25 protein-coding genes are annotated in these 26,378 nt (G+C 60.5%); 13 read left to right on the forward strand and 12 right to left on the reverse strand.

Features of this window, described 5'->3' with window-relative positions:
• Positions 1 to 21: 21 nt before the first annotated feature.
• The 3 genes from DXY30_RS01015 to DXY30_RS01025 all read left to right on the forward strand — a co-directional run bounded on the left by DXY30_RS01015 (position 22) and on the right by DXY30_RS01025 (position 2,925).
• Entirely contained in the window at positions 22 to 1,425 is a 1,404-nt protein-coding gene (locus tag DXY30_RS01015) for an aminotransferase class I/II-fold pyridoxal phosphate-dependent enzyme (RefSeq protein WP_115093005.1), read from the forward strand.
• Between the two features lie 46 nt (positions 1,426 to 1,471).
• Positions 1,472 to 1,984 carry a septal ring lytic transglycosylase RlpA family protein gene (locus DXY30_RS01020; RefSeq protein ID WP_115093053.1) on the forward strand — a complete coding sequence of 171 codons (513 nt, stop codon included), beginning with the start codon at positions 1,472 to 1,474 and terminating at the stop codon, positions 1,982 to 1,984.
• Positions 1,985 to 2,058: 74 nt separating this feature from the next.
• On the forward strand, positions 2,059 to 2,925 hold the full coding sequence (locus DXY30_RS01025; protein ID WP_115025098.1) for a phosphatidate cytidylyltransferase: 867 nt from the start codon (positions 2,059 to 2,061) through the stop codon (positions 2,923 to 2,925).
• A 24-nt stretch (positions 2,926 to 2,949) separates the two neighbouring features.
• On the opposite strand, the gene DXY30_RS01030 is transcribed toward DXY30_RS01025, so the two are convergent.
• The 5 genes from DXY30_RS01030 to DXY30_RS01050 form a co-directional block, all read right to left on the reverse strand.
• Positions 2,950 to 3,570, reverse strand: a complete 621-nt coding sequence (locus DXY30_RS01030) for an LmeA family phospholipid-binding protein (protein ID WP_115093006.1) — start codon at positions 3,568 to 3,570, stop codon at positions 2,950 to 2,952.
• A complete protein-coding gene (locus tag DXY30_RS01035; RefSeq protein ID WP_115093007.1) occupies positions 3,563 to 4,429 on the reverse strand; it encodes an alpha/beta fold hydrolase in 867 nt (288 codons plus the stop codon). The genes DXY30_RS01030 and DXY30_RS01035 overlap by 8 nt, the downstream gene beginning before the upstream one ends.
• Positions 4,426 to 5,526, reverse strand: coding sequence for an iron-containing alcohol dehydrogenase family protein (locus tag DXY30_RS01040; RefSeq protein ID WP_115093008.1), 1,101 nt, complete (start codon positions 5,524 to 5,526; stop codon positions 4,426 to 4,428). Before DXY30_RS01040 ends, DXY30_RS01035 begins: the two co-directional genes overlap by 4 nt.
• Positions 5,526 to 8,063 carry an ATP-dependent Clp protease ATP-binding subunit gene (locus tag DXY30_RS01045; protein ID WP_115093009.1) on the reverse strand — a complete coding sequence of 846 codons (2,538 nt, stop codon included), beginning with the start codon at positions 8,061 to 8,063 and terminating at the stop codon, positions 5,526 to 5,528. Before DXY30_RS01045 ends, DXY30_RS01040 begins: the two co-directional genes overlap by 1 nt.
• 177 nt (positions 8,064 to 8,240) lie before the next feature.
• Entirely contained in the window at positions 8,241 to 8,753 is a 513-nt protein-coding gene (locus tag DXY30_RS01050; protein ID WP_115093010.1) for a GNAT family N-acetyltransferase, read from the reverse strand.
• A gap of 3 nt (positions 8,754 to 8,756) precedes the next feature.
• On the opposite strand from DXY30_RS01050, the gene lysA reads away from it, so the two are divergent.
• From lysA to DXY30_RS01075, 5 genes are all read left to right on the forward strand, one after another.
• Positions 8,757 to 10,136 carry a diaminopimelate decarboxylase gene (gene lysA / locus DXY30_RS01055; RefSeq protein WP_115093011.1) on the forward strand — a complete coding sequence of 460 codons (1,380 nt, stop codon included), beginning with the start codon at positions 8,757 to 8,759 and terminating at the stop codon, positions 10,134 to 10,136.
• Positions 10,137 to 10,158: 22 nt separating this feature from the next.
• Positions 10,159 to 10,989, forward strand: coding sequence for a diadenylate cyclase CdaA (cdaA, locus tag DXY30_RS01060; protein WP_115025105.1), 831 nt, complete (start codon positions 10,159 to 10,161; stop codon positions 10,987 to 10,989).
• Positions 10,986 to 11,768, forward strand: coding sequence for an isoprenyl transferase (locus DXY30_RS01065; protein WP_115093012.1), 783 nt, complete (start codon positions 10,986 to 10,988; stop codon positions 11,766 to 11,768). Before cdaA ends, DXY30_RS01065 begins: the two co-directional genes overlap by 4 nt.
• Positions 11,765 to 12,757 carry a biotin synthase BioB gene (gene bioB, locus DXY30_RS01070; RefSeq protein WP_115025107.1) on the forward strand — a complete coding sequence of 331 codons (993 nt, stop codon included), beginning with the start codon at positions 11,765 to 11,767 and terminating at the stop codon, positions 12,755 to 12,757. The genes DXY30_RS01065 and bioB overlap by 4 nt, the downstream gene beginning before the upstream one ends.
• A gap of 908 nt (positions 12,758 to 13,665) precedes the next feature.
• Positions 13,666 to 14,091, forward strand: coding sequence for a cupin domain-containing protein (locus DXY30_RS01075; protein ID WP_115093013.1), 426 nt, complete (start codon positions 13,666 to 13,668; stop codon positions 14,089 to 14,091).
• A 14-nt stretch (positions 14,092 to 14,105) separates the two neighbouring features.
• Here the strand turns inward: DXY30_RS01075 and DXY30_RS13780 are convergent, their stop codons facing one another.
• Complete coding sequence (locus DXY30_RS13780; RefSeq protein ID WP_170951076.1) at positions 14,106 to 14,258, reverse strand: hypothetical protein; 153 nt, start codon at positions 14,256 to 14,258, stop codon at positions 14,106 to 14,108.
• A 1,111-nt stretch (positions 14,259 to 15,369) separates the two neighbouring features.
• Here DXY30_RS13780 and DXY30_RS01080 point away from each other — a divergent pair.
• Genes DXY30_RS01080 through DXY30_RS01090 form a run of 3 tightly spaced genes read left to right on the forward strand, consistent with a single transcriptional unit; the run spans position 15,370 to position 17,875 of the window.
• Positions 15,370 to 16,323: a rhodanese-related sulfurtransferase gene (locus DXY30_RS01080; protein WP_115093014.1), complete on the forward strand. Its 954-nt coding sequence runs from the start codon at positions 15,370 to 15,372 to the stop codon at positions 16,321 to 16,323.
• 48 nt (positions 16,324 to 16,371) lie between these two features.
• Entirely contained in the window at positions 16,372 to 17,343 is a 972-nt protein-coding gene (locus DXY30_RS01085; protein ID WP_115093015.1) for a DUF952 domain-containing protein, read from the forward strand.
• Between the two features lie 34 nt (positions 17,344 to 17,377).
• A complete protein-coding gene (locus DXY30_RS01090) occupies positions 17,378 to 17,875 on the forward strand; it encodes a hypothetical protein (RefSeq protein ID WP_115093054.1) in 498 nt (165 codons plus the stop codon).
• On the opposite strand, the gene lipA is transcribed toward DXY30_RS01090, so the two are convergent.
• Together lipA and recR are read right to left on the reverse strand one after the other, a co-directional pair.
• Complete coding sequence (lipA, locus tag DXY30_RS01095) at positions 17,860 to 18,759, reverse strand: lipoyl synthase (protein ID WP_115093016.1); 900 nt, start codon at positions 18,757 to 18,759, stop codon at positions 17,860 to 17,862. The two genes, DXY30_RS01090 and lipA, sit on opposite strands and share 16 nt — an antisense overlap.
• 61 nt (positions 18,760 to 18,820) lie before the next feature.
• On the reverse strand, positions 18,821 to 19,399 hold the full coding sequence (gene recR, locus DXY30_RS01100) for a recombination mediator RecR (protein WP_115093017.1): 579 nt from the start codon (positions 19,397 to 19,399) through the stop codon (positions 18,821 to 18,823).
• Between the two features lie 113 nt (positions 19,400 to 19,512).
• Here recR and DXY30_RS01105 point away from each other — a divergent pair, with 113 nt between their 5' ends.
• Positions 19,513 to 20,163: a hypothetical protein gene (locus tag DXY30_RS01105; RefSeq protein WP_137006759.1), complete on the forward strand. Its 651-nt coding sequence runs from the start codon at positions 19,513 to 19,515 to the stop codon at positions 20,161 to 20,163.
• 3 nt (positions 20,164 to 20,166) lie between these two features.
• Here DXY30_RS01105 and DXY30_RS01110 read toward each other — a convergent pair whose 3' ends face one another.
• Positions 20,167 to 20,748 carry a nucleoside deaminase gene (locus tag DXY30_RS01110; protein WP_244281187.1) on the reverse strand — a complete coding sequence of 194 codons (582 nt, stop codon included), beginning with the start codon at positions 20,746 to 20,748 and terminating at the stop codon, positions 20,167 to 20,169.
• Here DXY30_RS01110 and psbP point away from each other — a divergent pair.
• A complete protein-coding gene (gene psbP / locus DXY30_RS01115) occupies positions 20,729 to 21,310 on the forward strand; it encodes a photosystem II reaction center PsbP (protein ID WP_115093019.1) in 582 nt (193 codons plus the stop codon). The genes DXY30_RS01110 and psbP overlap by 20 nt on opposite strands.
• Here the strand turns inward: psbP and DXY30_RS01120 are convergent, their stop codons facing one another.
• The 3 genes from DXY30_RS01120 to DXY30_RS01130 all read right to left on the reverse strand — a co-directional run bounded on the left by DXY30_RS01120 (position 21,311) and on the right by DXY30_RS01130 (position 26,247).
• Positions 21,311 to 22,258: an LCP family protein gene (locus tag DXY30_RS01120; protein WP_115093020.1), complete on the reverse strand. Its 948-nt coding sequence runs from the start codon at positions 22,256 to 22,258 to the stop codon at positions 21,311 to 21,313.
• A 69-nt stretch (positions 22,259 to 22,327) separates the two neighbouring features.
• Entirely contained in the window at positions 22,328 to 24,427 is a 2,100-nt protein-coding gene (locus DXY30_RS01125; protein WP_115093056.1) for a cation:proton antiporter, read from the reverse strand.
• A gap of 62 nt (positions 24,428 to 24,489) precedes the next feature.
• Entirely contained in the window at positions 24,490 to 26,247 is a 1,758-nt protein-coding gene (locus tag DXY30_RS01130; RefSeq protein WP_170951077.1) for an ABC transporter ATP-binding protein, read from the reverse strand.
• Positions 26,248 to 26,378 lie beyond the last annotated feature (131 nt).

Consider the following 26,378-nt stretch of genomic DNA (forward strand, 5'->3'; position numbering starts at 1 on the left):
TAAGGAGATCAGGCGGATTCGATGGCGCTTCTGCCCCAGCTCACCCGTCGGCTCGGTGAGCCTCTGTTTCTGCCGGCCCATGGCCGGGGGGCCGCGCTTCCGGATGGATTGCGTCAATTGCTGCGACAACGCGCTGGCATCTGGGACCTACCGGAACTCCCTGAACTCGGTGGTCCACTGGAACCGGACGGCGCCATCGCCGCAAGCCAACGCTGCGCCGCAGCTCAGATGGGTGTGGCGCGGTGCTGGTACGGGGTGAACGGGGCCACGGGATTGCTCCAGGCCGCTCTACTGGCGATGGTCAGGCCTGGGGAGCGGGTGCTTCTCCCTCGCAATGTCCATCGCAGCCTGATTCAGGCCTGCATTCTCGGGGATCTGCAGCCGGTGCTGTTCGATCTTCCGTTTCAAAGCGACCGGGGCCAGCCTGCGCCGGTGGATTCCGCCTGGATCGAACGGGTGCTGGCGGCTTTGCCGTCCGATGGGGCACCCATCCGCGCCGCGGTTCTGGTGCATCCCACTTACCAGGGCTATGCCAACGACCCCACGGAGGTGATCAAACGATTACAAGAGCGAGGCTGTTGCGTGCTGGTGGATGAAGCCCACGGCTGTCATTTCGCCGCAGGCGTGAATCATCCCCTGCCTCCCAGTGCCGTGCACTGCGGCGCCGATCTCGTGGTGCATTCCCTGCAGAAATCAGCTGCAGCCCTCGCGCAAACGGCAGTGCTCTGGCTGCAGGGGGAGCGTCTGGATCCAGTGCGTGTCGAACGAAGTCTGGGATTGCTGCAGACGACGAGCCCCAGTGCGCTGCTGCTGGCCTCCTGCGAAGAAGCCCTTCAACACTGGCAGCGCCGCAGGGGACGCCGACAACTGCTGCAGCGTCTGCAGGAGGCTGAAGAGCTCGCCGATGTCTTGCGCCGTAGCGGAGTCCCTCTGCTCAACAACCAGGACCCGCTGCGCCTGATCCTGCACACGGGCCAGGCGGGGATCACCGGCCTAGAGGCCGACGCCTGGTTCCTGCCCAAAGGCCTCGTGGGCGAACTGCCGGAACCAGCAACGCTGACCTTTTGCCTAGGCCTAGCCCGACACCGCGGGCTCGGGCGCCGGATCAGGCACCACTGGCAGGACCTCCGGCGGACCTATCCCGATCGCGATCCACTGCCGCCGTTCGAAGCTCCGCCTCTGCCACTAGTCACCACCACAGACCATTCACCGTCGCAGGCCTGGCACGCAAAACGTCTCCGCGTGTCGTTAGACGAAGCGGGCGGATGCTTGGCGGCTGAATTGCTGTGTCCGTACCCCCCTGGCATCCCACTGCTGATTCCCGGTGAACGATTGGATCGCAACCGGCAAGCCTGGCTGAAACGCCAGCAGCTGTTCTGGGGTGAACAGATTCCCGACGGTCTGTTTGTCGTCAGCAGGGGGTGAAATCCAGCCCCACAGCCGCTTCAATCCATGCATTCGGCAGTGGTGGATGCAACCTCTGACCTGGCTGGTGCTGGCACTGCTGATCTGCCTCTCCGTTGGGGCCAGCCCCAATGGCGAGGAATTCCTTTTTGAAGACATCCAGAAGAGCAAGGAGATCACAGAAATCAAGGGGATCAAGGATGTCGACACGATCAACGCTTTGCCACTCCCTCCCCCGAGCCCCCTGGCCGAAAAGACTCCGGTACCAAGCAAGCTCATCCAGGTGGTTCAAGGAGCAGCAAGCTGGTACGGGCCAGGGTTCTACGGCCGAACAACCGCAAATGGTGAGCGCTTCCGCAAGGGCACGCTGACGGCAGCCCATCGGACACTGCCCTTTGGAACCCAGGTGCGCGTCACCAATCTGAGCAATGGACGCAGCGTTGTAGTGCGTATCAATGACCGTGGGCCTTTCAAGGAGCACCGGGTGATCGATCTCGCCCATGGCGCCGCATCACAACTCAAGATGATGCAGGCGGGTCAAGTGCCAGTGAAACTCGAGATCCTCAAGTCGTCGCAATAAAGCAGCTTCAGGCTCGCCAGACGAAGCCAACAATGAGCGATTGATAGCCTGAACCAACGAAGCCTCCAATCAGCGTGATCCGTGAGGTTGTCTTCGATCAAAGCCAAGCGCCAGCCGCGCGTGCGGTGCTGCGCAAGCGGCTGATCAGTGGCCTCGGTGTCGGCGGATTTGGCCTACTGGTGGTTGGACTCGGGGGCTGGTGGTTCACCGCTGCGCTGGGGGGAATGGTGCACCTCGGCCTGCTGGAGTTCTTCCGAATGGCCCAGTTCAAGGGGATCCGCCCAGCCACCAAAACAACCCTGGTGGCCTGTCAACTGCTGTTATTCACCACCCAATGGTCGATGCAGGGAGGGCTGCCGGAAGCGGTGGCGTCCGCGGTGTTGCCCCTATCTGGAGCTGCCATCTGCGGCTGGCTGCTCCTGCAACCGGTGACGGGCTCCATCGCCGATATCGCAGCATCGATTTTCGGCTTGTTCTACCTCGGGTTTCTACCCAGCCACTGGTTGAGTCTGCGTGGTCTGGAAGACGGGCTGGCGATCACCCTTTCCGCCTGTCTCATGATCGTGGCCACCGACATCGGCTCCTGGGCCGTAGGCCGGCGTTACGGCAAGCGCCCCCTCTCGCCGATCTCTCCTGGGAAAACCATCGAAGGCGCCATTGGCGGCTTCCTCTCGGCGATGTTGATGGGCCTGATCTGCGGTCAGCTGATGGGGTGGGTCCTGCATGGTCTGCCAGGCCTGCTGCTGGGAGCGCTGATCGCTCTGTTCGCGTTGGTGGGAGACCTAACGGAATCGATGATGAAACGAGATGCGGGCGTAAAGGATTCCGGTGACGTCCTACCGGGCCATGGCGGGATCCTGGACCGCATTGACAGCTATCTATTCACCCCAGCGGTGGTGTACTACGCGATCGCCCTGTGCCAACCGCTGCTTTCGAAGTAGCGCCGGGTCAACAACAGACCGGCACTAAGGGGTGACGATGGAATGGCCTTTCAGAACCAACTGGCCAGCAAACAGCTGGGCATGCTCGATCCGGATGGCCGGATCCATTGGAAGCAGGATGCAGGGTTCATCGGCTGTCTCAGGCCGGAAGCACAAGGTGCCTTGCTCAGCGTTAAGGCGGAAGCGACGGCGAGCCGGGTCTTGATGTGCAGCGACAACTGCATGCAACTCGATCAGATTCTCTTCAATGATTAAGGCGCCCAAGGGGCTGAGACCCATCAGCTGCTCAGCCATCCAGTCACCGAGCCAGCGCCAGGGCTCGGCAAGCACAGCGCTATTGAGCTGACGGCCGTTGAAGCTGACTTCACCCTCCACCTGAAATGGCTGCTGCAACGCCAGCATCTGGCCTGGAGTCAGCAGCTTCATATCCACCGCAATCGGACCGCTGCACAACGCCACGCTCTGCAGAGGCAGCCCCTGAAAACAAACGTCCCGCGCATTGAGCGACACGCCGTCCAGACGTCCCCGCAGCAGAGACCAACTGGAACCGTTCAGATGCAGTTCGAGGCTTCCGAGGCGTTCGCAGCGGCTGCGAATCCAAAGACGCAGAGCCCCGGCGAGCACAGTGAGAAGGGGATCAGCCACAGGCCAAAAGCGAATAACAACGCTCAGCCACCCTGTGGGGCTGATCGATGTGCGGGAGGTGCCCGCAACAGGGGAACGTTTCTACAGGCCGATCCAGCAACGCCTGAAGCGCCTGTTTTTGCGGGGCGCGCAGAATGCGATCATCCGCACCCCAGATCACATGCAGTGACTGGGATGGCAGGGGTTCTCCACATCCTGCGAAACCACCACTGCGGGCAAATGCCGCCAAGGCTTCAGCCCAGCCGGGGCATTGCAGGTGCAACGAGGCAATTTGTTCTTCCGGAGCTCCCACATCAGCATCGGGATCGGCGAAGGCCTGGCGACACAGCCCCCACCGCACGCCGGGGCGACCCAGAAACCAGGCACCAAAACGATCCAGCAGGGGCGGCACAGGCATGGGACGCCCCGTCAAACCTGCTGGAGCGAGCAGCACAAGAGGACCCACCCGCTCGGGGTGACGCCGGGCCAACTCCACGGCCACGGAGCCACCCATCGAGGCACCGATCACCCCAACAGGAGCCTCAGCGGGAAGCCGCTCAAGCAGGGCATCGAGATGACGCAAAACAGCGTCCGGCCCGTAGGTCAGGCCCAAGGGACGAGGTGAAAAGCCAAAACCGAACAGGTCGGGGATGAACAGCTGAAAGCGATCGGCCAGGAGGGGAGCCAGGCGCCGGAATTCCAGAAAACTGCTGTCGAAACCATGCAGCAACAGCAAAGGAGAGCCTTGGCCGAGCACCGCCACCGGGAAGGGATCATCCAGACCCAGGCCAGGCAAATTCCACCACTGCACATCAGCGGCCAGGGTCTCGGCCTGCGGGTCAAGCAGAGCCGGCCGCAATTGATCCAGAAGCGTCTTCAAAGGCTGATAGGGCTGAGTTCAGCGGCACCCACAAGGGCCTCCAGCAAAGCACCGGGCGTCACAGCGAAGGGCAAATGATGCAGATCGGAACCTTCGAGACAGGCGAAGCGACACACCTCCTGCAATTCACTGAGGCTGGCCTGCGACAGACCCAGATCATCAAGGCTGACAGGCAGAGCCAGCTGCCGCAGCAGCGGCAGCAATTGGCGGTGCGCCTGCCCGGCGAGCCGGTTGCCGCCCAGACGTTCCTCCAATCGAAGCTGCACAAGGATTCCGAAACCCACCTTCTCGCCATGGAGGACGTGGTGACAGGCCACCAGCTGGGTGAGGCCGTTGTGAACAGCATGGGCCGCGACGGTGCGGCAACGGGCACCACCAAGCCCCCCCATCACTCCGGCAGTCAGCGCGCAGGCTTCGGCGGTGCGCACCCACGCCGCGCTGTCTGGATCCTCTAGCGCCGTGAGGCTGTCGATCAGCAGTTGATCGCGGAGAACCCGTGCCATCTGCACGGCCTGCTGCACCAGACCATCGCTGCTGTCGCCACTGCTCACGGAGGCTTCGTACCACTTGGCCAGGGCATCAGCGACACCACTGGCCAGAGTGCGAGGCGGAGCTTGGCGCACCAAGCCGTGATCAAAGACGAGAAGATCAGGGCAGCGATCCAGCGCCACATCCCTTTCGAAGGCACCTTGAGGGGAATAGATGTTGGCGAGAGCCGTCCAGCCCGCGCAAGTAGAGGCACTCAGCGGAACGGTGATGCAGGGAAGAGAAAGACGATGGGCCAGCAGCTTGCCGGCATCCATAACCTTTCCACCCCCGGCTGCCAGAACGGCGTCACAGCCGTCGGCTTCAGAAAACACTCTCTGGAGGTCTTGCTCACAGCAGTCGAACTGAAGCTGAGCTTGAAGAGGCTTGAGTCCTTGGGCCTGCAAATCCGCGACGAAGCGCTGACGCTGCCTCGCGGTTGAGACACTGCGTCCGAGCACCAGCGGACGCGAACACAGCGCTTTGATCTGAGGCAAGGCCTCATCCCATGCTCCATCACCCCGCAACACGCTGGCGGGGGCAATGGAGTGGGACGAGATGGATCGAACCATCAGAGGCTTGCACCTGCCAGTTGCGGTGCCGCTTCCACCTGACCTTTGTGACGCACAACCACCTTCTTGTTCTCGTCGACATCAACCTCGGCATGGTCGCCGTCCTTGATCCGACCTGACAGCACCTCTTCTGCGAGGGAGTCTTCGAGAAGACGCATGACGGCACGACGCAGGGGACGTGCGCCATAGGCAGGGTTGTATCCCTCCTCAACAAGACGTTCCTTGAACGCATCGGACACGGTGAGGGTGATGCCCTTTTCGCCCATGCGACCAAAGACTTCCTTGAGCATGATCTCGGCGATCTGCTTGACCTCCTCGCGGTTGAGCTGACGGAAGACAATGATCTCGTCGAGACGATTGAGAAATTCAGGACGGAAGTACTGCTTGAGCTCCTCATTCACCAAGGAGCGAATCCTGGTGTATTGAGAATCTTCAGCGCTTTCACCGGAGAACTCGAAGCCAAGGCCGCCACCCCCTTTCTCGATGACCTTCGAACCGATGTTCGACGTCATGATGATCAGGGTGTTCTTGAAGTCAACTGTGCGGCCCTTGGAGTCGGTGAGACGACCATCTTCCAGGAGTTGCAGCAGCAGGTTGAACACATCGGGGTGTGCTTTTTCGATTTCATCGAAGAGCACCACGGTGTAAGGGCGCCGACGCACCGCCTCAGTGAGCTGTCCGCCTTCGTTGAAGCCCACGTAGCCAGGAGGCGAGCCGATCAGCTTGCTGACCGTGTGGCGCTCCATGAATTCCGACATATCGAGGCGGATCATGGCCTCTTCGCTGCCGAAGAAATAGGTGGCCAGAGCTTTGGTGAGCTCGGTTTTACCAACACCCGTGGGGCCGGAGAAGATGAAACTTGCAATCGGTCGGTTGGGGTTCTTCAAACCAACCCGGGCCCGGCGGATGGCCTTGGACACGGCTTTCACCGCTTCGTCCTGACCGATTAGGCGTTTGTGGAGGGTTTCCTCCATGTTGAGCAGCTTGACCGACTCGCTCTCAGTCAGCTTCTGCACCGGGACACCGGTCCAGGAGGCAACGATCTGAGCGATGTCCTCCTCATTCACCATGGGGGAACTGTCTGAAGCAACCGACTCGGCAGCCGTCGTTTCACCGGGCTCTGAAGAAGTGTCAGCTTTGACCTCGTCCTTGTTGGCTTGCAGCAGGGAACGAATCTGCTCCCGCAGCTCTACTTCCTTCTCACGCAACTCACCCGCCTTGGTGAAGTCCTGATCGCGGACAGCATCCTCTTTGTCCTTCTGGACGGAGCGCAGTTCCTTATCAACCTCCTTTGCAGCAGGAGGCAACTTCGAATTGAGCAGGCGGACCCTGGAGCCAGCTTCATCGATCAGGTCGATGGCCTTGTCGGGCAGGAAGCGATCAGAGATGTAGCGATCACCAAGGGTTGCCGCCGCGACAAGCGCTTCATCGGTGATTTTGAGGCGGTGATGCTGCTCATAACGCTCTCGAAGACCGTGAAGGATTTCGATGGTGTCATCGATGGAGGGCTCACCGACATTGACCGGCTGAAAACGCCGTTCCAACGCAGCATCCCGTTCGATGTGCTTGCGGTACTCGTCGAGGGTGGTGGCGCCAATGCACTGCAGCTCACCACGAGCAAGTGCCGGCTTGAGAATGTTTGCAGCGTCGATGGCACCTTCAGCAGCACCGGCACCGATCAAGGTGTGAACTTCGTCGATCACGAGGATGACGTTTCCGGCCGACTTGATCTCCTCCATGATCTTTTTGAGACGCTCCTCAAACTCACCCCGGTACTTGGTACCAGCAACCAACAAGCCGATATCAAGGGTCAGGACGCGCTTGTCTTCGAGGATGTCGGGAATATCTCCCTGCTGAATGCGCTGGGCCAGGCCTTCAGCGATGGCCGTCTTACCGACGCCGGGCTCACCGATCAGAACTGGATTGTTCTTGGTGCGGCGCCCAAGGATTTGGATGACGCGATCGATTTCGTTGTGACGGCCCACAACTGGATCGAGTTTCGCCTCTGTCGCGAGCTGCGTGAGGTTATTACCGAACTCATCGAGGGTGGGAGTCTTGGTGGAGCCCTTTCCACCACCGCCGCCACCGGCAGACACTTCGGCCGTTTCACCCAGCATGCGAATCACTTGGGTTCGCACCTTGGCCAGGTCGACACCGAGGTTCTCCAGAACCCGGGCCGCTACACCTTCGCCCTCTCGTATGAGACCGAGCAACAGGTGCTCCGTACCGATGTAGTTGTGACCAAGCTGACGAGCCTCTTCAAGAGAGAGCTCAAGAACACGCTTTGCGCGGGGAGTGAACGGAATTTCAACGGCAACGAAACCGGACCCACGCCCAATGATTTTCTCTACTTCCACCCGGGCATCCTTGAGGTTGACGCCCATGGACTTGAGGACCTTGGCAGCTACACCCGTTCCTTCGCCAATGAGACCGAGGAGTATCTGTTCGGTTCCAACAAAGTTGTGACCAAGCCTGCGAGCCTCTTCTTGGGCCAGCATGATCACTTTGATGGCCTTCTCGGTGAAACGTTCGAACATCGCTGGGCCAATGCAGTGATGTAACCAAGCTATCAGGGTTGAGGGACCGCTGCGAGTGTTCGGTTTGTACGGTCACTTTCCAGTCTGAGACTGGCCTTGAGCGCGCAAAAAATAACAATGAATCCCACAAGATTCACTGCTTATTTTTGTTTCCCAGGGACGGGAAACCGAACAACATCAATCCGACGTTGGAGATGTCGGTGGTGGGATGCGACACCACTGAATGAGGGCATCGCGACCATCGGAGTAGTACCCGGAACGGGTGCCTGCGGTGCGGAAACCGTTCCGGGCGTAAAGCGCCAGAGCGGCAACGTTGTTACTGGCCACCTCGAGCGTGGCGTGCACCGCACCAACCCGACGTGCCCGTTGCAACAGTGCTTGTAAAAGAAGACCTCCAAAGCCGCTGCGGCGACTGGCCGGATCCACAGCCACTGCCGTGATGTGGAGTTCATCGGCCACCAACCAGCCGCAGGCAACTCCTAACAATGTTTCGGAGTCAACAAGACCGATGCAGAGGCGCCTGGGGTCGTCCAGCTCACGCCGCCATTGGTCAGCCGTCCAAAGACCATCGAGAGCAGTCTGATCCAGAACCAGACAGGCGTGCTGCCATGAGGGATCAAGACGCAGGATCTGCGGGGTCGATCCACCCACCGCAGGGTCGATTCCTAGATTGCCCTTCGACGCCGACACTCCGTGACCCAAACCATCACTAGTCAACGGCCCTTCGAGGCGAACCGGGATGCGGAGAGCCCCAATCGCAACCTGGCACCGCTTACCACCGAGCTCGACGCCACAGACCGACTGGTGGTCGGAGGTTGTCGTCTCAGTGATCTGGCGGCGCGCTACGGCACACCTTTATATGTGCTGGATGAGGCGACCGTTCGCGTCACCTGCCGGGCCTATCGCGAGGCTCTGGCCAAGCACTACGCAGGTTCATCTCTGCCGATCTACGCCTCAAAAGCCAATAGCTCCCTGGTGATGAGCAGCATTGCGGCCTCTGAGGGCTTGGGCCTGGATGCTGTTTCCGCCGGTGAACTGCTGACGGCGCTGCGCGGAGGGATGCCAGGGGAGCGCATGGTGCTCCACGGAAACAACAAATCAGACGAGGAGCTGCTGCTCGCCTACGCCAACAAGGTCACGATCGTTGTGGACAACCAACACGATCTGGACCGCCTGGCCGAACTGGTGCCCGCCGGATCAGAACCAGCGCGCCTGATGCTGCGCTTCACCCCAGGCATTGAGTGCCATACGCACGAATACATCCGCACGGGTCACCTAGACAGCAAGTTCGGCTTCGATCCCGATCAGGTGGAGCCCGTGCTGCGCAAACTTGTGGGACAACCCTGGGCCCAACTCACCGGCCTGCACGCCCACATCGGATCTCAAATCTTTGAACTCGAACCCCACCGTGATCTAGCCGCGGTGATGGCCGACAAACTGAAGCTCGCCCGCGACCTGGGCCATCCCGTCAACGACCTCAACGTTGGTGGCGGACTTGGGATCCGCTATGTGGAATCCGATGATCCGCCGAGCATTGAGCAATGGATCCAGGTGGTGGCCGAAGCCGTCACAGCGGCATGCCGTGAGCGTGGCCTCGAGCTGCCACGGTTGATGTGCGAGCCGGGCCGTTCGCTGGTGGCGACCGCAGGTGTGACCTTGTACACCGTGGGCTCCCGCAAAACGATCCCCAACGTCCGCACCTACGTGGCCATCGACGGTGGAATGAGCGACAACCCCCGCCCGATCACCTACCAATCGCTTTACACCTGTCACCTGGCTGACCGCCCTCTGGCCCAGGCTGACGAAAGCGTGAATCTGGTGGGCAAGCACTGTGAATCCGGCGATGTGCTGCTGAAGGACCTTCCCCTGCCCAGCACCGAGAGCGGAGACATCGTCGCCGTGTTCGCGACCGGTGCCTACAACGCCTCGATGAGCTCGAACTACAACCGGATCCCGAGGCCTGCAGCCATCTTGGTGCATGACGGATCCGCGGAGCTGGTTCAAAAGCGAGAGCAGCCGGATGACCTGCTGCGCTACGACGTTTTGCCAGAACGATTCAACGCGTTACGTTGACGTCAGCGGTTCGTATAGCGGAGTGAACGTGTTGGCGGTGGTGGATCCGCGCCTGGTGCTCGACGTTCTCTTTGCATCTTCCATCGGCTTTCTTCTGTTCTCGCGTGTCAACGAGCAGCGCACCCTTTGGTTGCTGCGGGGCTGGTTGTTCCTTGTGGCAATGGCGTGGTTTGTCCAGCGCTTCGCCAACCTGCCTCTCACCACAAAACTGGTGGACGGTTTGGTGATGGCCTGCTCGCTATCGCTAGCCATTCTTTGGCAGGGGGAGCTGCGGCGCTTGATGGAGCTGCTGGGAACTGGTCGACTAGCGGTGTTGCTGGGGAATCCCCAGAAGGAGTTCCGGGCTTCCGCCGGCACCGTGAGCCAGATCACCGATGCCGCTGGCCGGCTGTCTCAGCTGCGCCGTGGGGCCTTGATCGTTGTTGACCTGGGGAGCGACCTCAGGCCCGAGGATTTTCTCAATCCCGGTGTTGCTATCGGCGCAGTGCTGAGTCGCGAGTTGATGCTGAATCTGTTTGCTGCCGACACACCACTGCACGATGGTGCCGTTCTGGTGCGTGGGAACCGGATCGAATCGGCCGGGGTCATTCTTCCGCTCTCCCGGCACAGCGTGAGTCGTTTCGGCACTCGGCATCTGGCGGCGCTTGGCATTACCGAACGCTTTGATCGCTGCATCTGCATCGTGGTATCCGAGGAAACAGGGACGCTGTCCCTGGCCAACCAGGGCAAGCTGGAACGCCCGATCACAAGCTCTCGCCTTAAGGAACTGCTGCAGGAGCTGTTCAGCACCGCCGAATCGATGCCGCCGGCACGACGTACGGTGGGAAGCTCTCAGTCTGAATCGCTGTCTTGAGCCGCCCTCCGGCCACCAGCACTGACACGGCCGATCGTTCGCTTCTCCCTGCGGACCTCGACCCAGGCCGGCTCCCGCAGCACGTGGCCTTGATCATGGATGGCAACGGACGTTGGGCGAAATCGCGCGGGTTACCTCGGGTGATGGGGCACCGTGCCGGCGTGGAGGCATTGAAAACCAGCCTGCGGCTCTGCAGCGACTGGGGCATCCCAGCCTTGACGGCCTACGCCTTCTCCACGGAGAACTGGTCGCGTCCAGGGGAGGAGGTGAATTTCCTGATGACCCTGTTCGAAGGGGTGTTGCAGGCCGAACTTCAGGCACTGGAAGCCGAACAGGTGCGGATTCGCTTTCTCGGAGATCTGGAAGCCTTGCCCCAGAAACTGCAGCAGTTGATCGCTGACGCCACGACCCGTACAGCCTCCAACAACGGCATTCATTTCAACGTGTGCACGAATTACGGCGGGCGACGGGAACTGGTGCAGGCAGCCCAGCGCCTCGCCCGACGCGCTGCATCGGGGGAGCTCGATCCGGACAGCATCGATGAGAACAGCATCGCCGCTGAATTGTTCACCGCTGGCGAGCAGGATCCCGATCTGTTGATCCGCACCAGCGGGGAACACCGCATCAGCAATTTTCTGCTCTGGCAGCTGGCCTATGCCGAAATCCACGTCACCGACGTGCTATGGCCCGACTTCAATGCCGATGCGTTGAAAGAGGCCCTACTCGATTTCCAACGCCGTAACCGCCGCTTCGGCGGACTCGATCCGATCAGCCCATGACGCTCAGCATCCGCCACAACTGGACCACCGCGGAGATCCAGACCCTGCTGGAACTCCCCTTGATGGAGCTGCTTTGGCAGGCGCAAACCATTCATCGTGAGGCCAACCCTGGCTATCGGGTGCAGCTGGCCTCGCTGCTGAGTGTGAAAACAGGGGGCTGCGAAGAGGATTGCGCTTACTGCTCTCAGTCGATCCATAACAGCAGTGATGTGGCGGCCTTTGAGGCCCAAATGCAGGTGGAACCGGTGCTGCAGCGCGCCCGAGCTGCCAAGGAGGCCGGTGCCGATCGCTTCTGCATGGGCTGGGCCTGGCGGGAAATCCGCGACGGTGCCCCCTTCGAAGCCATGCTTGAGATGGTGCGCGGAGTGCGCGGCATGGGGATGGAGGCCTGCGTGACCGCGGGGATGCTTACCGATCAACAAGCGGAACGATTAGCCGCAGCCGGGCTCACTGCCTACAACCACAACCTCGACACCAGCCCCGAGCACTACGACCAAATCATCTCCACACGCACTTATCAAGAGCGGCTGGAAACACTCCAACGCGTCCGCAACGCCGGTGTCACCCTCTGCTGTGGCGGCATCATCGGCATGGGAGAAACCCTGCGGGACCGAGCCTCGATGCTGCAGGTGCTCGCCAGCATGAACCCTCATCCCGAAAGCGTGCCGGTGAACGGATTGGTGGCCGTTGAAGGCACCCCTTTGGAAGAGCAAGCCCCCTTTGAGCCCTTGGAGCTGGTGCGGATGGTGGCGACCGCCAGAATCCTGATGCCCCACGCCCGGGTGCGGTTGAGCGCGGGCCGTGAATCGATGAGCCGGGAAGCCCAGATTCTCTGCCTCCAGGCAGGTGCCGATTCAATCTTCTACGGCGATGTTCTGCTCACCACTGGAAACCCCGATGTGGAGGCCGATCGCCAGCTGCTCGCCGATGCCGGGGTAACCGCCAACTGGCAGGAGGAGGCTGCTCCTGCCAACTGTGCTCCCCGCTAAACAGGACGCGCCCCATTCCGAACCCCCGACAACATCTGCGGGACGCTTGCAGAGCAACCTTCCGCAATCGTTAGGCCTAACTCCAGTGGGTGTTGATTAACCAGACTGATTTTCGACAGCCCTATGGATGAAACGCCTAAGCAATGAAATCGGCCATCCTTTCCATTGAAAGGACTGAGCGATGTCATCAATTGGTCGAGATCACTCCTCCACAGAAACGTTCTCTAAAGGACCGTTTCATGCTCCACGGAGTGCGTCATCTGTTTAGGCATCATAAATTTTGCATCCGGGTGCAGTTGGCGACACATCGCAACGCTCTTCCCAGTACAGGTCGTGTTGCGACTGGATTGCTTGTCGAGGCTCGGAATCCTGTTTGGATTGCGTTTTATCGACCAAACCGAGAGGGATGCAGATATCAAAAAAACCAGAGCAGATCGTGATCATCGCTATCCTTGCTACTGATTTCTGTCTACTCCTCTAGGCGATAAAAACAATAGGTACTTAACCCGAGAAGAGGAAGCGAAAGAATCACCTCACAAACATGAGGCGACCCTTTTGGCCACGGCTACATCAATCCAGGATGATCAAGACCAGAGAGACATGAGCCACACAGCTCAACAACCATGCCCTTGCTTGTCGCGAAAAAACTTACAAGGCTGTAATCCGATTGAAGGAGAAATAATTCTCTTCTCCTCCCAGCCCAAAGCACCCATTGCATGGGCAAACGCATCACCAAACCAAAAAGGGAAACCTTTCAAAGTCACCTCCTTTGAAGATGAGAAATCTGTAGAACAGATGTCTAGCGGTTGACCATAGGCACTTAAAACTCACCAACTTCAAACAACAAAAATCTGACCCGACAGCCACCAGCCGCCAAATCGGGTAAGAAGGTGCATCATCAAAAGACTATGCCGTTCAAACGTTTTGGCTTGACCGCCGGCATCTTGCTTCTGGCCAGCAGCGTGCAGGCTGCACCTCAGCCAGAGATTCAGGAGTTGTTCAGGGCGAGTCGAACACCAGGCGAACGGATCGTGGCCTATCCGCAGGGCACGCCGGAGCTGAGGGTGGTTCGGGTCAGCCTCCCCGTTGGAGCAACGATTCCACTCCACACCCATCCCTCACCGGTGGTCGTTGTGGTGACGAAGGGCGCGATGACCAACGTGCGCCTTGTCGACGGCAAAGAGGTTGTAAGCGTGGTCGGGCCCGGCAATGGCTTCCTGGAGGGCCACCCGGATGAACCTCACTTCGTGACCAACAAGGGCCCAGAACCAGCAGAAGCAATGGTGACCTTTGCCAGCGTTGAAGGTCTCCCCAACATGATCCCCATGAAGTGAGCCATCAACCCAATTCACAACGAGCGTTGACCCATCTGCTTCAGCATTAATTTGGCATCCTGCTCCGTCAGCGGTGACACCATCCGCAGCACCTTGCGATGGATCTCCTGGGGTGCGGTGACATGGCCCTGCATCGATCCCCAAGACCTTTCCCAGAGTTCAGCCAATTGATTTTTATGTTGCATTGAAGGATGAAAATTCATGCGTCGTCTGCATGAATGATCCGAAGCGCATTGACATAGATGCCAATGAAGATTGCTACTAATACAAAAACCATGCATCGATTTCGTCTAGAGATGTTCTAAGGGCAGAGACGTGAAACAACCTCCCTCAACTGAGTGATTGTCGGGTCCGCTTGCCTCCACCGAATGGGGGACGGACGGCGACCACCAGCCGTCCGTGTAACAATCCTTCTACTGGCACACAGTCTGAGCGGGCGCAGGGCTAGACCAGGGGTAGCCCTTCAGCGAGGAGCCGTGATTGACCCCATCGTCCTTCCATCACTATTTGGCCTCTTTGTTCTTTCCGTCATTCTTGAGGCCATAAAAGACGACCAAGTGCGTCACCACCATCGCCGTTATTGAGTGCTGGTTTAACGCTGCTTCCCCTTCACGAAGCCAGGGGCATTTGATCTGGACGACAACTCCTTGATCAGGGTTGCTGTGATGATCAACGCTACAAAGACAAGTTCCATCGCTAAAGCCAATCAGTACTTGTTGTGAAACACAGTTCCGATGGCTGTGGCTGTGAAGACAACAGCGATTAAAGCGAGTGCCATAGACGGAAGCGGAGCACCTTTCCGTGATGGCATTGAAGTCACTCAAGCGGCCGTATCGAAAAGCACCATCACAGTGGAATCGGCAGAAGTAACTAGGAACGAACCTGACGCGCCAGGGTCAAAATCAAATACGCCGTCACCAAAGCCAGGAGTGCAACCACGATCCGTCTCTGACCCAGAACACCGTTCAAACCAAAGGATCGTCCGGGTGAAGCAGACCGGTTGAGCCTCTTGCTACCAAGCAAGACCTAAACACTGCAAGAAAGACTCATTGTTGGTGGCATCCATGTTGAGCTACACCGGATAGGTCAGAGGCTCAGCCATGAAGATCGACAGCGCAAACGCTCAACCCATGGGAAGCCTCATTTTTGAAGAGGGGCACAAGCCCTTTCATGCCCTGGCCTGTCCACTGCGGCCTGCCTCTGTACGCATCAGCAGGAAAGCCTGAAGGGGACCCAGCGTCCTGATGCAGGCTGGTGGGACGTTGAACCTGGAGCACCGTGGACCCGATCCGCCAAGAGCCTGTGCTGGGGAAAGACAGCCGACTCCTGGTGGCTGCTTTTTATGCCTTCACAGCCCTGGATGACGAGCGTCGCGAGACGTTGCTCGAGACCTTGCCGACGCTCGCTTGCGATGGCAAGGTTCTCGGCTCGGTTTTGGTCGCCCTAGAAGGAGTCAACGGCACAATCAGTGGACCGGAGGTAGGCGTTAACGCAGTGCTGGATCACTTGCGCTCCTCCCTGGAACTCGGCAGCGACCACTTCGCGCGGCTCGAAGTGAAGCGCAGCTGGGCCGACAAGCCGGTGTTTCGCCGCTTCAAAGCCAGGCGCAAAAAAGAGATCGTGACCATCGGCGTGAGCAGCGTGGACCCCCGCGCCAGCGTGGGCACCTACGTGGAACCTGAACACTGGAATGCGCTGGTGGATGATCCCGGCACGCTGGTGATCGACACCCGCAACAGTTACGAAACAGCGATCGGCACGTTTGACGGCGCCATCGACCCCGGCACCGAGAGCTTCCGTGAATTTCCGCAATGGGCGGAAGAAACGCTGCGGCCTCTGATGGAACAAAACGGCAGCCAGCGCATCGCCATGTTCTGCACCGGTGGCATCCGCTGCGAGAAGGCCAGCAGTTATCTGCAACAACGGGGCTTTGGCGAGGTGCATCATCTGCGCGGCGGCATCCTCAAGTACCTCGAGCAGGTGCCGGAAGCCGAGAGCCGCTGGCAGGGGGAGTGCTTTGTCTTCGATCAGCGGGTGGCCCTGAACCACCGCCTTGAACCCGGAGAACACAGCCTCTGCCATGCCTGCGGCCTGCCGGTGTCACCCGAACAACGCACACTGCCGAGCTACATCAAAGGCGTGCAATGTGTGCATTGCGTGGATCGCTTCACCGACGCCGACCGGGAACGGTTTGCGATGCGGCAACGGCAAATCGATCAACAGCGACCTTGAGAGATTCAGACCGCATCGGACAATCCTTGCAAGGACGACTCCGATGCCGTGCTGCCGATCCTCTACAGCTTCCGCCGCTGCCCCTACGCCATGCGCGCCCGCTGGGCCCTGCTGGAGGCCGGTCTTCTGGTGCAGTGGCGAGAAATCGCGCTGAAGGCCAAACCGGCTGAGATGTTGGCGGTCTCCCCCAAGGGAACCGTTCCGGTGCTGGTGTTGCCAAACGGAGAGGTCATCGAAGAAAGCCGTGCGGTGATGCACTGGGCCCTGAATCAGGCGGACCCACGGGAGCTGCTGTGGTCCAGCGACACGTCAGCGCTGATCGAGCAGAACGACGGACCGTTCAAGCACCACCTGGACCGGTTCAAATACACCGATCGCTATCCCGGCACCAACAAGGAAGAGCAGCGGAACGCCGGCCTCACGATTCTGAAAAACTGGAACCAGAGGATCGCCGACCAGGGCTGGCTGCTTGGCGAGCGCATCTCACTGGCGGATGCGGCCATCTGGCCCTTTGTACGGCAATGGCGCATCGCCGATCCTGAAGGATTCGACAACGACAACTCGCTTGGGGCCTTGCACAGCTGGCTCAACCGCTTCCTGGAGGATCCCCGCTTCGAACGGGTGATGCAGCGGGCCGATCCCTGGAGTGCCGGTGGGCAACAGCACCACTTCCCCGCCGATGCCGTGGCGGTGCCCCTCGATCAACCCCTGTTCCACCTAGCCCTCAAGGACGACTGGCAGGCCGCCCAGGCCAACGGCAGCTATCGCATCTCGACGCGAGGTATGAGACTCGATCAAGTGGGCTTCATCCACTGTTCATGGCAGGAGCAGGTGAACGCCACCTTTGAACGTTTTTATGCGGATGCCGGCGATGTGCTGCTGCTGGAGATTGATGCCGCTGCCGTCGATGCTCCCCTGCGCGCCGACGCCATTCCCAGCGGCGAACTGTTCCCCCACCTCTACGGTCCGTTGCGGCTGGAGGCGGTGCGCTCGGTCGTCACCATGCCCGCAGCAGCATGACCTCAGGACCATGACAATGGCCATCTCCCTGTCGATGCTTGAACAACTGGAAGCCGAGGCCCGCGAACAGGGCCTGCTGCTGCGATTGCAGGTGGGCCGTCCCCTGGGACTGTGGAGCCTGCGGCTGGTGGTGGCCCAGCAAGCCACCAGCGGCAGCCTGCTGCTGCTGGGGGAAATGAAGGGCTGGGCTTACCCCGCAGCCACGGGCCTTCAACTCGACACGATGCGGGTGATGCCAACGGCGCCTCCAGGAGTTGGTGATCTGATCTGGGCCGCCACCATGGCTTGGGCCCAGGAGGCCACGCCTTGTTCAAAAGCCCGGTTACTGGCCATCCGCGACGACGAGCGTCAGCACCGACGGCTGGTCCGCTACTTCAACCAACGCGGTTTCGCCACGAGGCGCGAGGTGGAAGCGGCGCTTTGGGATCTTCCCCTCCGGCTGGTCTGGGGCGGAGCCGGGGCCCTGATGAGCGGAGAGATCTCCACCGTTCTGGCACGCAGCCTGCGGGGATGGCGTCAGTCAGCAGCGTGATAGCTACTGCGCACTAGCGGGCCGCTGCGCACCTGGGCAAAGCCAAGTTCACGGGCCACCGCCGCAAGCTCATCAAACTCCTGTGGCGTCCAGTAGCGGGCTACCGGAATGTGATGCAGCGAAGGACGCAGATACTGCCCCAGGGTGAGGCGCTGGCAATCCACAGCACGGAGATCGTTGAGGGTGGCAATCACCTCATCACGGGTCTCGCCCAAGCCGAGCATCAGGCCGCTCTTGGTGGGGATCTCAGGCGCCAGCTCGCGGGCCGCCGCCAGTAAACCGAGGGATCGTTCATAGGTGGCACCCCGGCGCACCTCCCCCTGCAGCCGCTGCACCGTTTCCAGGTTGTGGTTGAAGCACACCGGTTGGGCTGCTAGCACCGTGGCCAGCCGCTCACGCTGGGCCGTCACCGCCCGCGCCTGATCAGCGAAGCCGCCCCAGAAATCGGGGGTGAGCACCTCAAGAGCGATGAGCGGATTGCGGGCCCGGATCGCCGCCATGGTGCTGGTGAACAAGCTGGCGCCATGATCGGCAAGATCATCGCGTGCCACCGCCGTGAGTACCACGTAGCGGAGTTGCATCGCTTCCACCGCATCAGCCACCCGTTCGGCTTCTGCAACATCCACCGGCATCGGTGCCTGCCCCTTGTCCACCTGGCAGAAAGCACAGCTGCGCGTGCAGATCGAACCGCCCAGCAAAAAGGTTGCCGTCCCTGCGGCGTAGCACTCACCACGGTTGGGGCAGCGCCCTTCCTCACAGATGGTGTGCAGGCGGTTTTGCTTCACCAGCCCCTGCACCCGCTCCAACTCCGAGGCGTTACCAATCGGCCGATGCAGCCATTCGGGCAATCGCTCCGCAGGGGGAATGGCGCTGAACTTGCTCATACCGGCGGACGGCCTGTGTTGATTCTGGTCAAGAAACAACGAATCAGGGCACTGACATCAATCAATCAACCGGCCGGCGCCCCTCCAAGGCTCGGCTCAGGGTGACCTCATCGGCGTATTCGAGTTCACTCCCCATCGGCAGGCCGTAGGCGATCCGGCTCACCGGACAGAAGGGCTTCAACAACCGTGCCAGATACAAGCTGGTGGTATCCCCTTCAACACTTGGGGTGAGGGCCAGGATCACCTCGGTGATCTCCTCCTTGCTGATCCGCTGCACCAATGCAGTCACATGGAGAAGCTCCGGACCAATGCCATCCATCGGCGAAATCAGTCCACCAAGAACGTGATAACGACCTTGAAATTCGCGGGTGCGCTCCAAGGCCAGAAGATCCCGGGAATCGGCCACCACGCAGATCACCCCATTGCGGCGCTCCGGGTTACGGCAGATCTCACACTCCGGCTCCGCGGAGAGGTGAAAGCAGGTCTGGCACTGGCCCACCTGGGTGCGGGCCGCTAAGAGGGCATCCGCGAACTGGTGGATCTGCTCCTCGGGCTGATTCAGAAGATGCAACGCAAGCCGCTGAGCCGTGCGCGGGCCGATGCCGGGCAGACGCTCGAACTGATCAATCAGTCGGGCCAACGGTTTGGTGAAGCCGCTCAGTGGTCTGCCGCCAATGCGGGAAATGTAGGAGTTGCAGAGATCATTTGCCGCAACAGACTTTCAGTGGCATGGACTGTGGCGTGGAGAGCGCAATGGCCGACACCCCCCAACGCGACGGCACGGGAGCTCAGGGTTTTGTGTTTCAGGTGGAGCACACCCTGCAGGGCGACTCTCAAGCGCTGGCCATGCGAGAACTGAAGCGGCTACTGGCCGCCGAGCGGAACTGGCCCGGTTGCCTGGACACCGTTGGCCCCGATCAGATCGATTCGGCCACGCCAAACCGGCTGATCACCCGCACGCACTGGCGGGATGTCGACTGTTTCGTGGGCTGGATGGTGAGCCGGGAACGGAGCCAGCTGCTGAAGGCCATGGACGGGCTGGGCTACAGCTGCTCGGCCGAAACCAACTGGAAGGGCTTCGCCGCCTGGGTGGCTGAAGACCCGCAGGCCGATGCCCCACCCACCTGGAAGGTGAACCTGCTGGTGCTGCTATGCCTCTACCCAACGGTGCTGATCCTCAACAGCCTGATCAACCCGCTTGGGCTGGGCTACTCCAGCGCAATTCTTGTGGGCAACATCTGTTCGGTGGCGCTGACGGGTTGGCTGTTGGTACCGGCGGCCCAGCGCATCTATCGCCGCTGGATCAGCGGAGGCAACAGTGGGCGAGGCAACCAACTGGCGCTGCTCTCGATCGCGGCTCTCCTTGGGCTGAGCTGGGCGATCAGTCAGCAGGTCTCCGGTTGAAGCTCAATAGCGGGCTCCATCGGGCAACTGACGGAACTCGGCCCACACCGCCTGCGCTTCGTTCTGAAGGATCTGCTGCATCCGAATCTCCTTTTCAGGCATGGGCCTACGAATGTCGTCATTGATCGCCCGATCAGAGAAGAGATCGTCGTAATCACTCCAGGAGGCCGCGTAGAAGACCTGACGGATGTTGGCCCAATAGGCCGTGGAGTAACACATCGGGCAACATTCACAACTCGAGTACATCACGCAGCCGCTGAGGTCCCAGTTGTCGAGAGTTCGGCAGGCCTGGCGGATGGCATTGACCTCGGCATGGGCACTGGGGTCGTTGTCCTGGATCACGCTGTTGCCTGCGGCTGCGATGACCGCACCGTCCTTGACGATCACTGCTCCAAAGGGGCCGCCGCTTTTGTTCACAACGCCGGCATCACGCATCACCTTGATCGCCTGTCGCATGAAGGCCTGATCCTGATCCGATGCCATGGCGTCCACCGCAACAAGCCACCCAAGGCTGGCAAAGGTCGAGATTTTGGTCAGCTCACAGCGATCAGGCCAAAGCGGCAGAATGACCAGTGGATTGATCACCCTGTTAATGCAGCACTTCCGATCTCTGAGTCGCGTGATTCTTTGCGGCGTCCTGGCAGTGGTGCTGGGGGCCTGCGCAGCGGGACCGACGGCAGGGCTGCAGTCGTATCAGAGCCCGGATGGCCGTTTCGCCTTTCTCTATCCAACCGGTTGGACCGAGGTTCAGGTGAGCAACGGGCCGCGGGTGGTGTTTCACGACCTAATCCACAGCGATGAGACCGTGAGCCTGATGATCAACAAGGTGAGCGAAGACAACGAACTCAACGAACTTGGCAGCGCCGTTGCGGTAGGTGAACGCTTGCGCCGAGAAGTGATCGCCACGGCTGGCAGCGGCCGCACCGCCGAGCTTGTGGAAGCGCAGGAGCGCGAGGTGAATGGCCACACGTTCTACGACCTGGAATATGCCGTGCACCTGGAAGACCGCGACCGTCATGAGCTGGCGACCGTAGTGGTCGACCGCGGCCGGCTTTACACCTTGGCAACAAGCGTCAACGAAGACCGTTGGAGCAAGGTTGGTGAAATCTGCGGCCGGGTGGTGCGTTCACTAACTCTGCTGATCTGATCAGAACAAAAATCTGAAGCGCTGACTGCTGGCCTCACTGGCATCTGCACCACTGCTTGACTTGGCAGGCCACTCCGTATCCAGGTAGCTGATGCCATCGGAGTTGAAAGGCACCGCATTCAAGCTGGAGGCATTGAGATCGGTAGTGCCCATAGCGGTAATTAAGCCACCCAATTCCATCGGCCCCAAATCCGTCTCCAACGCCTGACCCGCAGCAGTAATCAAGGCCGGCAGGCGAATCAAATTCTGCGGTTGTTTCATTTGTTCGAATAGGCCTTTGAGGGCCAACTGCTGCCGTTCCAGCCGGCCGAAATCGCCGCGGCCGTCATTGCGCCAACGCAGAAAACCCTCAAGATCCTTGCCCTTCAATAGCTGAGGGCCTGGCTGCAGGTCGATCACCAAGTTCTGACTGCGATCGACGTAATACAGCCGCTTGGGAACATCCACCTCGATCCCTCCCACCAGGTTGGCCAGGGTTTCGATCGCATCCAGGCGCACCACGATGTGATGGCGGATCGGGCGATTCATCAGTCGAGACAACTCCCGCTCCACCGCCTCCACACCGCCGTAGGCCATTAGCGCATTGAGCTTGATGCCCCCAAAGCCCTCAGCATCGATGTAGCTATCGCGGGGAATCTGGGTAATCGTCGTGGTGGTGCCCTTTACCCGCACCGTGAAGATCACATCGGTGTTTTTGCCGGTGCGATCACGGCCCAGCACCACCACTTCCCTCGCACCGAAGCCAGTCCAGCCGGCGAATGGGTTGGCCAGCGGCGCGGGCTGGGCTGCCGTCACGGGTTGGTCTGACGTCTTTGACGGTTCCGTATTGATCAATCGGCTCAGCGGCACCGAAAGCATGAGGCCGCCGCTAAGACCCACCACCACAGCAGAAACAACCGGCCACCTGGTGGCCTCAGAAGATGGCTTGGCAGGAGGGTCTTGTGCCATGGAATACAAGCTATTCCGCATCTTGGCGTGCAGATCCTGTCTCCGGTAGAGGGTCGGACGGCCTCCCGCTTAAACCAGAGGGTCGCTGATCACCATCGAGGCGCAAGGAAGCTGGCGGATCAATTTGCTGGTGCGATCACTGCCAGGAATCGGCAGACCCGCCACCCGTCTCCGCTGGGTGCGAAGGATCACCAGATCGTGCTCGCGGCTGAGTCGATGAATGGCACCATCGATACCGGGTCCCCGCACGATCACGATGTGGAACCGCTCCGCCGGAATCCCCGGCGGTCGCCAGCGAATCAGCTGCTGCTCCATCCACTGACGGTCCTGCCCGCTGAAGCGAGGGTCGTGCACATGAAGCAGGGTGATCCGGAGGCGCTGTTCCTCCGGGGCTGAATTGATCACCCGCAGCGCCAGTTCGAATTGCTCGCGAGTACTGGCGGAGAGGTCTTTGATCGGAACAAGGATCCGGCCCAGACCGCTGTCGGAGTCGCGGCCAAAGTTCACCACCACCACCGGACAGTGCGCTGTGCGGCAGACCCCATCGACAATGTCGCCCATCAGCCAAGCCCGCAGCTGATCCGTACGAGCAGCACCGATCAACAACAGGTCTGCGGCCTGTTCAAGCGCCGTGCGGCTCATGCCACCAGCAATATCCTCATCCAGCCGCAGCAAGCTGCGGGTGGGGACGGCCAACTGAGCGCCGATGGCCTCAGCCGTGCTGAGCCGCCCGCGAGCCGCTGCAACCGCCCGGTTCAAGCCGCCGCGCATCTCCTCGAGGCTGGGATTCACCATTGCCAGAGGAAGCAGCAGACCTTCAGCCCCCGACGAGCCCTGCACCAAGCGAGCCGCCATGCTCAACAGCCCCTTCTCGGTGCTGGGGTTGGCCACGGGCACCACGATCCGCAAGGGGCGCTGAACAACCTCGTTGACGCCATCAAGAACTGCCGCCTCCTCCCCGAAGCTGACCGGCACCGCATCCGGACTGGGATCCTTGAGCCGAGTCACCGACTGCTCGGTCAGGATCGGCCCCAGGGTGGCCGTCACCACCATCACCGCCAGCACGCTGTTCAGCACGGTCTGATTGAGCAGACCCGCCTGATAGCCGATGAATGCAGTGGCCAGAGTCGCCGCCACCTTGGGCATCGTCAGCGACCACATCATCAAAATCTGGGCGCGGCGATAGCCGAACAGCCGTCCGCTGAGCCACGACGCCAGCCCCTTGCCGCCGATCGCGCCCACCAGCATCAACGCGGTGAACTGAAAATTGCTCAGGCTCTGCCCCAGGCTGCCCAGATCCAACAGCAATCCCAGATCAATGAAGAAGATCGGGATGAACAGCACCCCACCCACGAAGATCACCTGTTCCTTGACCCGGCCTTCGGGCAAAACGGAATTCACCGCCAGGCCGGCCAAGAAGGCGCCGACAATCTTCTCAACGCCAGCCAGCTCAGCGCCCAGGGAAGCCAGGAACAAAGCCACCAAAACGGCGAGCACCATCCTGTTTTCATCGCTGATGCCGCGCAGCACCAGGCGGCGGCCCAGCCAGCGGATGCCCAGCACCACAACCAGGGCAAAGATGCCGATTTTGAGCAGCAACAGGCTGAGGCCCATGCCGCTGAGGCTTCCCTGACCCAGACCAAGACCCACCGCCAACAGCAGCAGGGCCACGATGTCGGTGAAGATCGTGCTGCCCACACTCACCACTACCGACTCATCCTTCTGGGCTCCGTAGCTGCGCACGATCGGATAGCCAAGCGGGGTGTGGGTGGCCATCAAGGCACCGAGCAACAGGCACGACACCGAAGCAAAACCAGCCAAGAGACCAATCGACACGCCCGTTCCCACACCGATCAACAGGATCAGCAGGCCATAAATGAAAGATCGGCGTTTAACCCGGTTGAACTCCTCCAGGTCAATTTCCAGACCCATCGTGAACAGCAAATACACCGCCCCGAGATCTGAAAGCAGCCGAACCGTTTCGCTGGTGCTGTCGACCCAGTTCAAAGCGTGGGGCCCCACGACCACGCCGGCCGCCAGTAATCCCACCAGATCAGGCAGACCGAGCCGCCGGATCAACGGCGGCACCGCCGCACTGATGGCCACCAACAGCGAAAACACCCCGAGGGGGTGATGCATGACATGGCTGATCGAGGCCTGCATGGCCATGGCTGCACCGCCGGCTTGCGGACCCAGCATGGTCACCGCGCCGGCCGCCAACAACGCTTGCTTCAGGAAGAAATAACCCCTTCTCCGGCCTGCACCTGCCAGAGATTGGTGTAGATCCCGCCTTCGGCCACCAGATTGTCGTGGCAGCCCTGTTCCACAATCCGGCCTTGATTCATCACCACAATCCAGTCGGCATGGCGGACTGTGCTCAACCGATGGGCAATCACCAGGGTTGTGCGGTGCTGAGTGATCTGAGTCAACGACCGCTGGATGGCAGCTTCGGTGTCGTTGTCCACCGCTGCGGTGGCTTCGTCGAGCACCAGCACTGGAGCGTCCTTGAGAATGGCGCGGGCCAGAGCAATGCGCTGGCGCTGCCCACCGGATAGACGCTGGCCCCGTTCGCCAACCAAGGTGTCATACCCCTGGGGCAAGGCATCGATGAATCCGGAGGCTTCCGCTAAGCAAGCGGCCTGCTCAATCGCCACCGGGTCGGGATCCGCCACCCCATAGGCGATGTTCTCGGCAACGGTGCCATGGAAGAGGTAGACGTCTTGACTAACCAGGGCGATGCAACGGCGCAGGTCCTGAAGCTGCAGGGTGTCGATGGGGACACCATCCAGGCAGATGCGTCCGCCATCGCGCTCATACAGACGCAACAAGAGTTTCACCACCGTGCTCTTGCCGGAACCTGTGGCCCCGACGATGCCCAGGGTCGAGCCTGCCGGAACTGTCAGATCAAAGCCCTGCAACAGCGCTGAACGCCCTGAATAGGCGAAATCAACGGCTTCAAAGCGAATCTCACCCCGCAGCCGCTGCGGATCAGCAGGGACCATCCCTCCCTGAATCATCACCGGCGTATCGATCAGATCAAGCACCCGCTGCGTGGATGCCATCGAGCGCTGGTACTCATCCAGGGTTCGGCCAATGGCGGTCAACGGCCACAAAAGCCTCTGGGTAATGAACACCAGAACGCTGTAGGTGGCGACCGGCAGTTCACCGGCCAAGGCCTTGAAGCCACCGATCAACAGAATCGCCAAGAAGGCGAACAGGATCGCGAAGCGGATCAAGGGAATGAAGGCTGCCGAGAGACGGATCGCACGGGCGTTGCTCTGGCGGTAGGCCAGGCTTTCAGCGCGCAGGCGCTCCAGTTCGAGTGCCTCTGCAGTGAAGCTCTTGATCGTGAGCATCCCCCCCAAGTTGTTGGCGAGCCGGGAGGCAAGATCACCAGCCCTTGCCCGCACTTCCCGATAACGCGGCGCCAGCTGGCGCTGAAAATGAAGTGATCCCCAGAGAATCACCGGGATCGGCAAATAGGCGAACAGGGCCACCTCCGGCGCCACCATCGCCATGCCAATGCCCACCACCAGAACGGTGGTGATCAACTGCAGGATCTGATTGGCACCTCGATCCAGAAAGCGTTCGAGCTGATTGATGTCGTCATTGAGTACCGACATCAGACGACCGGTGCTGTCCTGCTCGAAAAAGGCCAGCTCCAGCTTCTGTAGATGGTCGTAGGCCTCGAGCCGCAGGCTGTGTTGTGTGGTCTGCGCCAGGTTGCGCCAGAGCACGTCGTAGAGGTACTCGAACAGCGACTCCGCCGCCCAGATCACAAAGGTGAGCAGGGCCAGCATCCACAGTTGCTGGCCCGCCGTCTTCAGACCAAAGCCCGCCAACACAGATTGCTCACCACGCAACACCACATCCAGGGCAAGACCGATCAAGGCTGGTGGCGCCAGATCGAACAGTTTGTTGAGCAGAGAGCAGCTCACTGCAGCGAGCACCAAACGACGCTGCGGGGCGAGGTGACGCAGCAACCGCATCAACGGTGAGCGGCTTGCTGAAGCTTTGCTGAGGGTTCGTTCCAACAGGGTTTTCTCCCTCTGAAGACGCACTACAACGGAAGAACAACCGAAGGAGGTGCCATGAGCCGATCAAGGTCGTTCAACCGCTT

The organism is Synechococcus sp. UW106 (assembly GCF_900474015.1).
In the GTDB taxonomy this organism is placed as follows: Bacteria; Cyanobacteriota; Cyanobacteriia; order PCC-6307; family Cyanobiaceae; genus Parasynechococcus.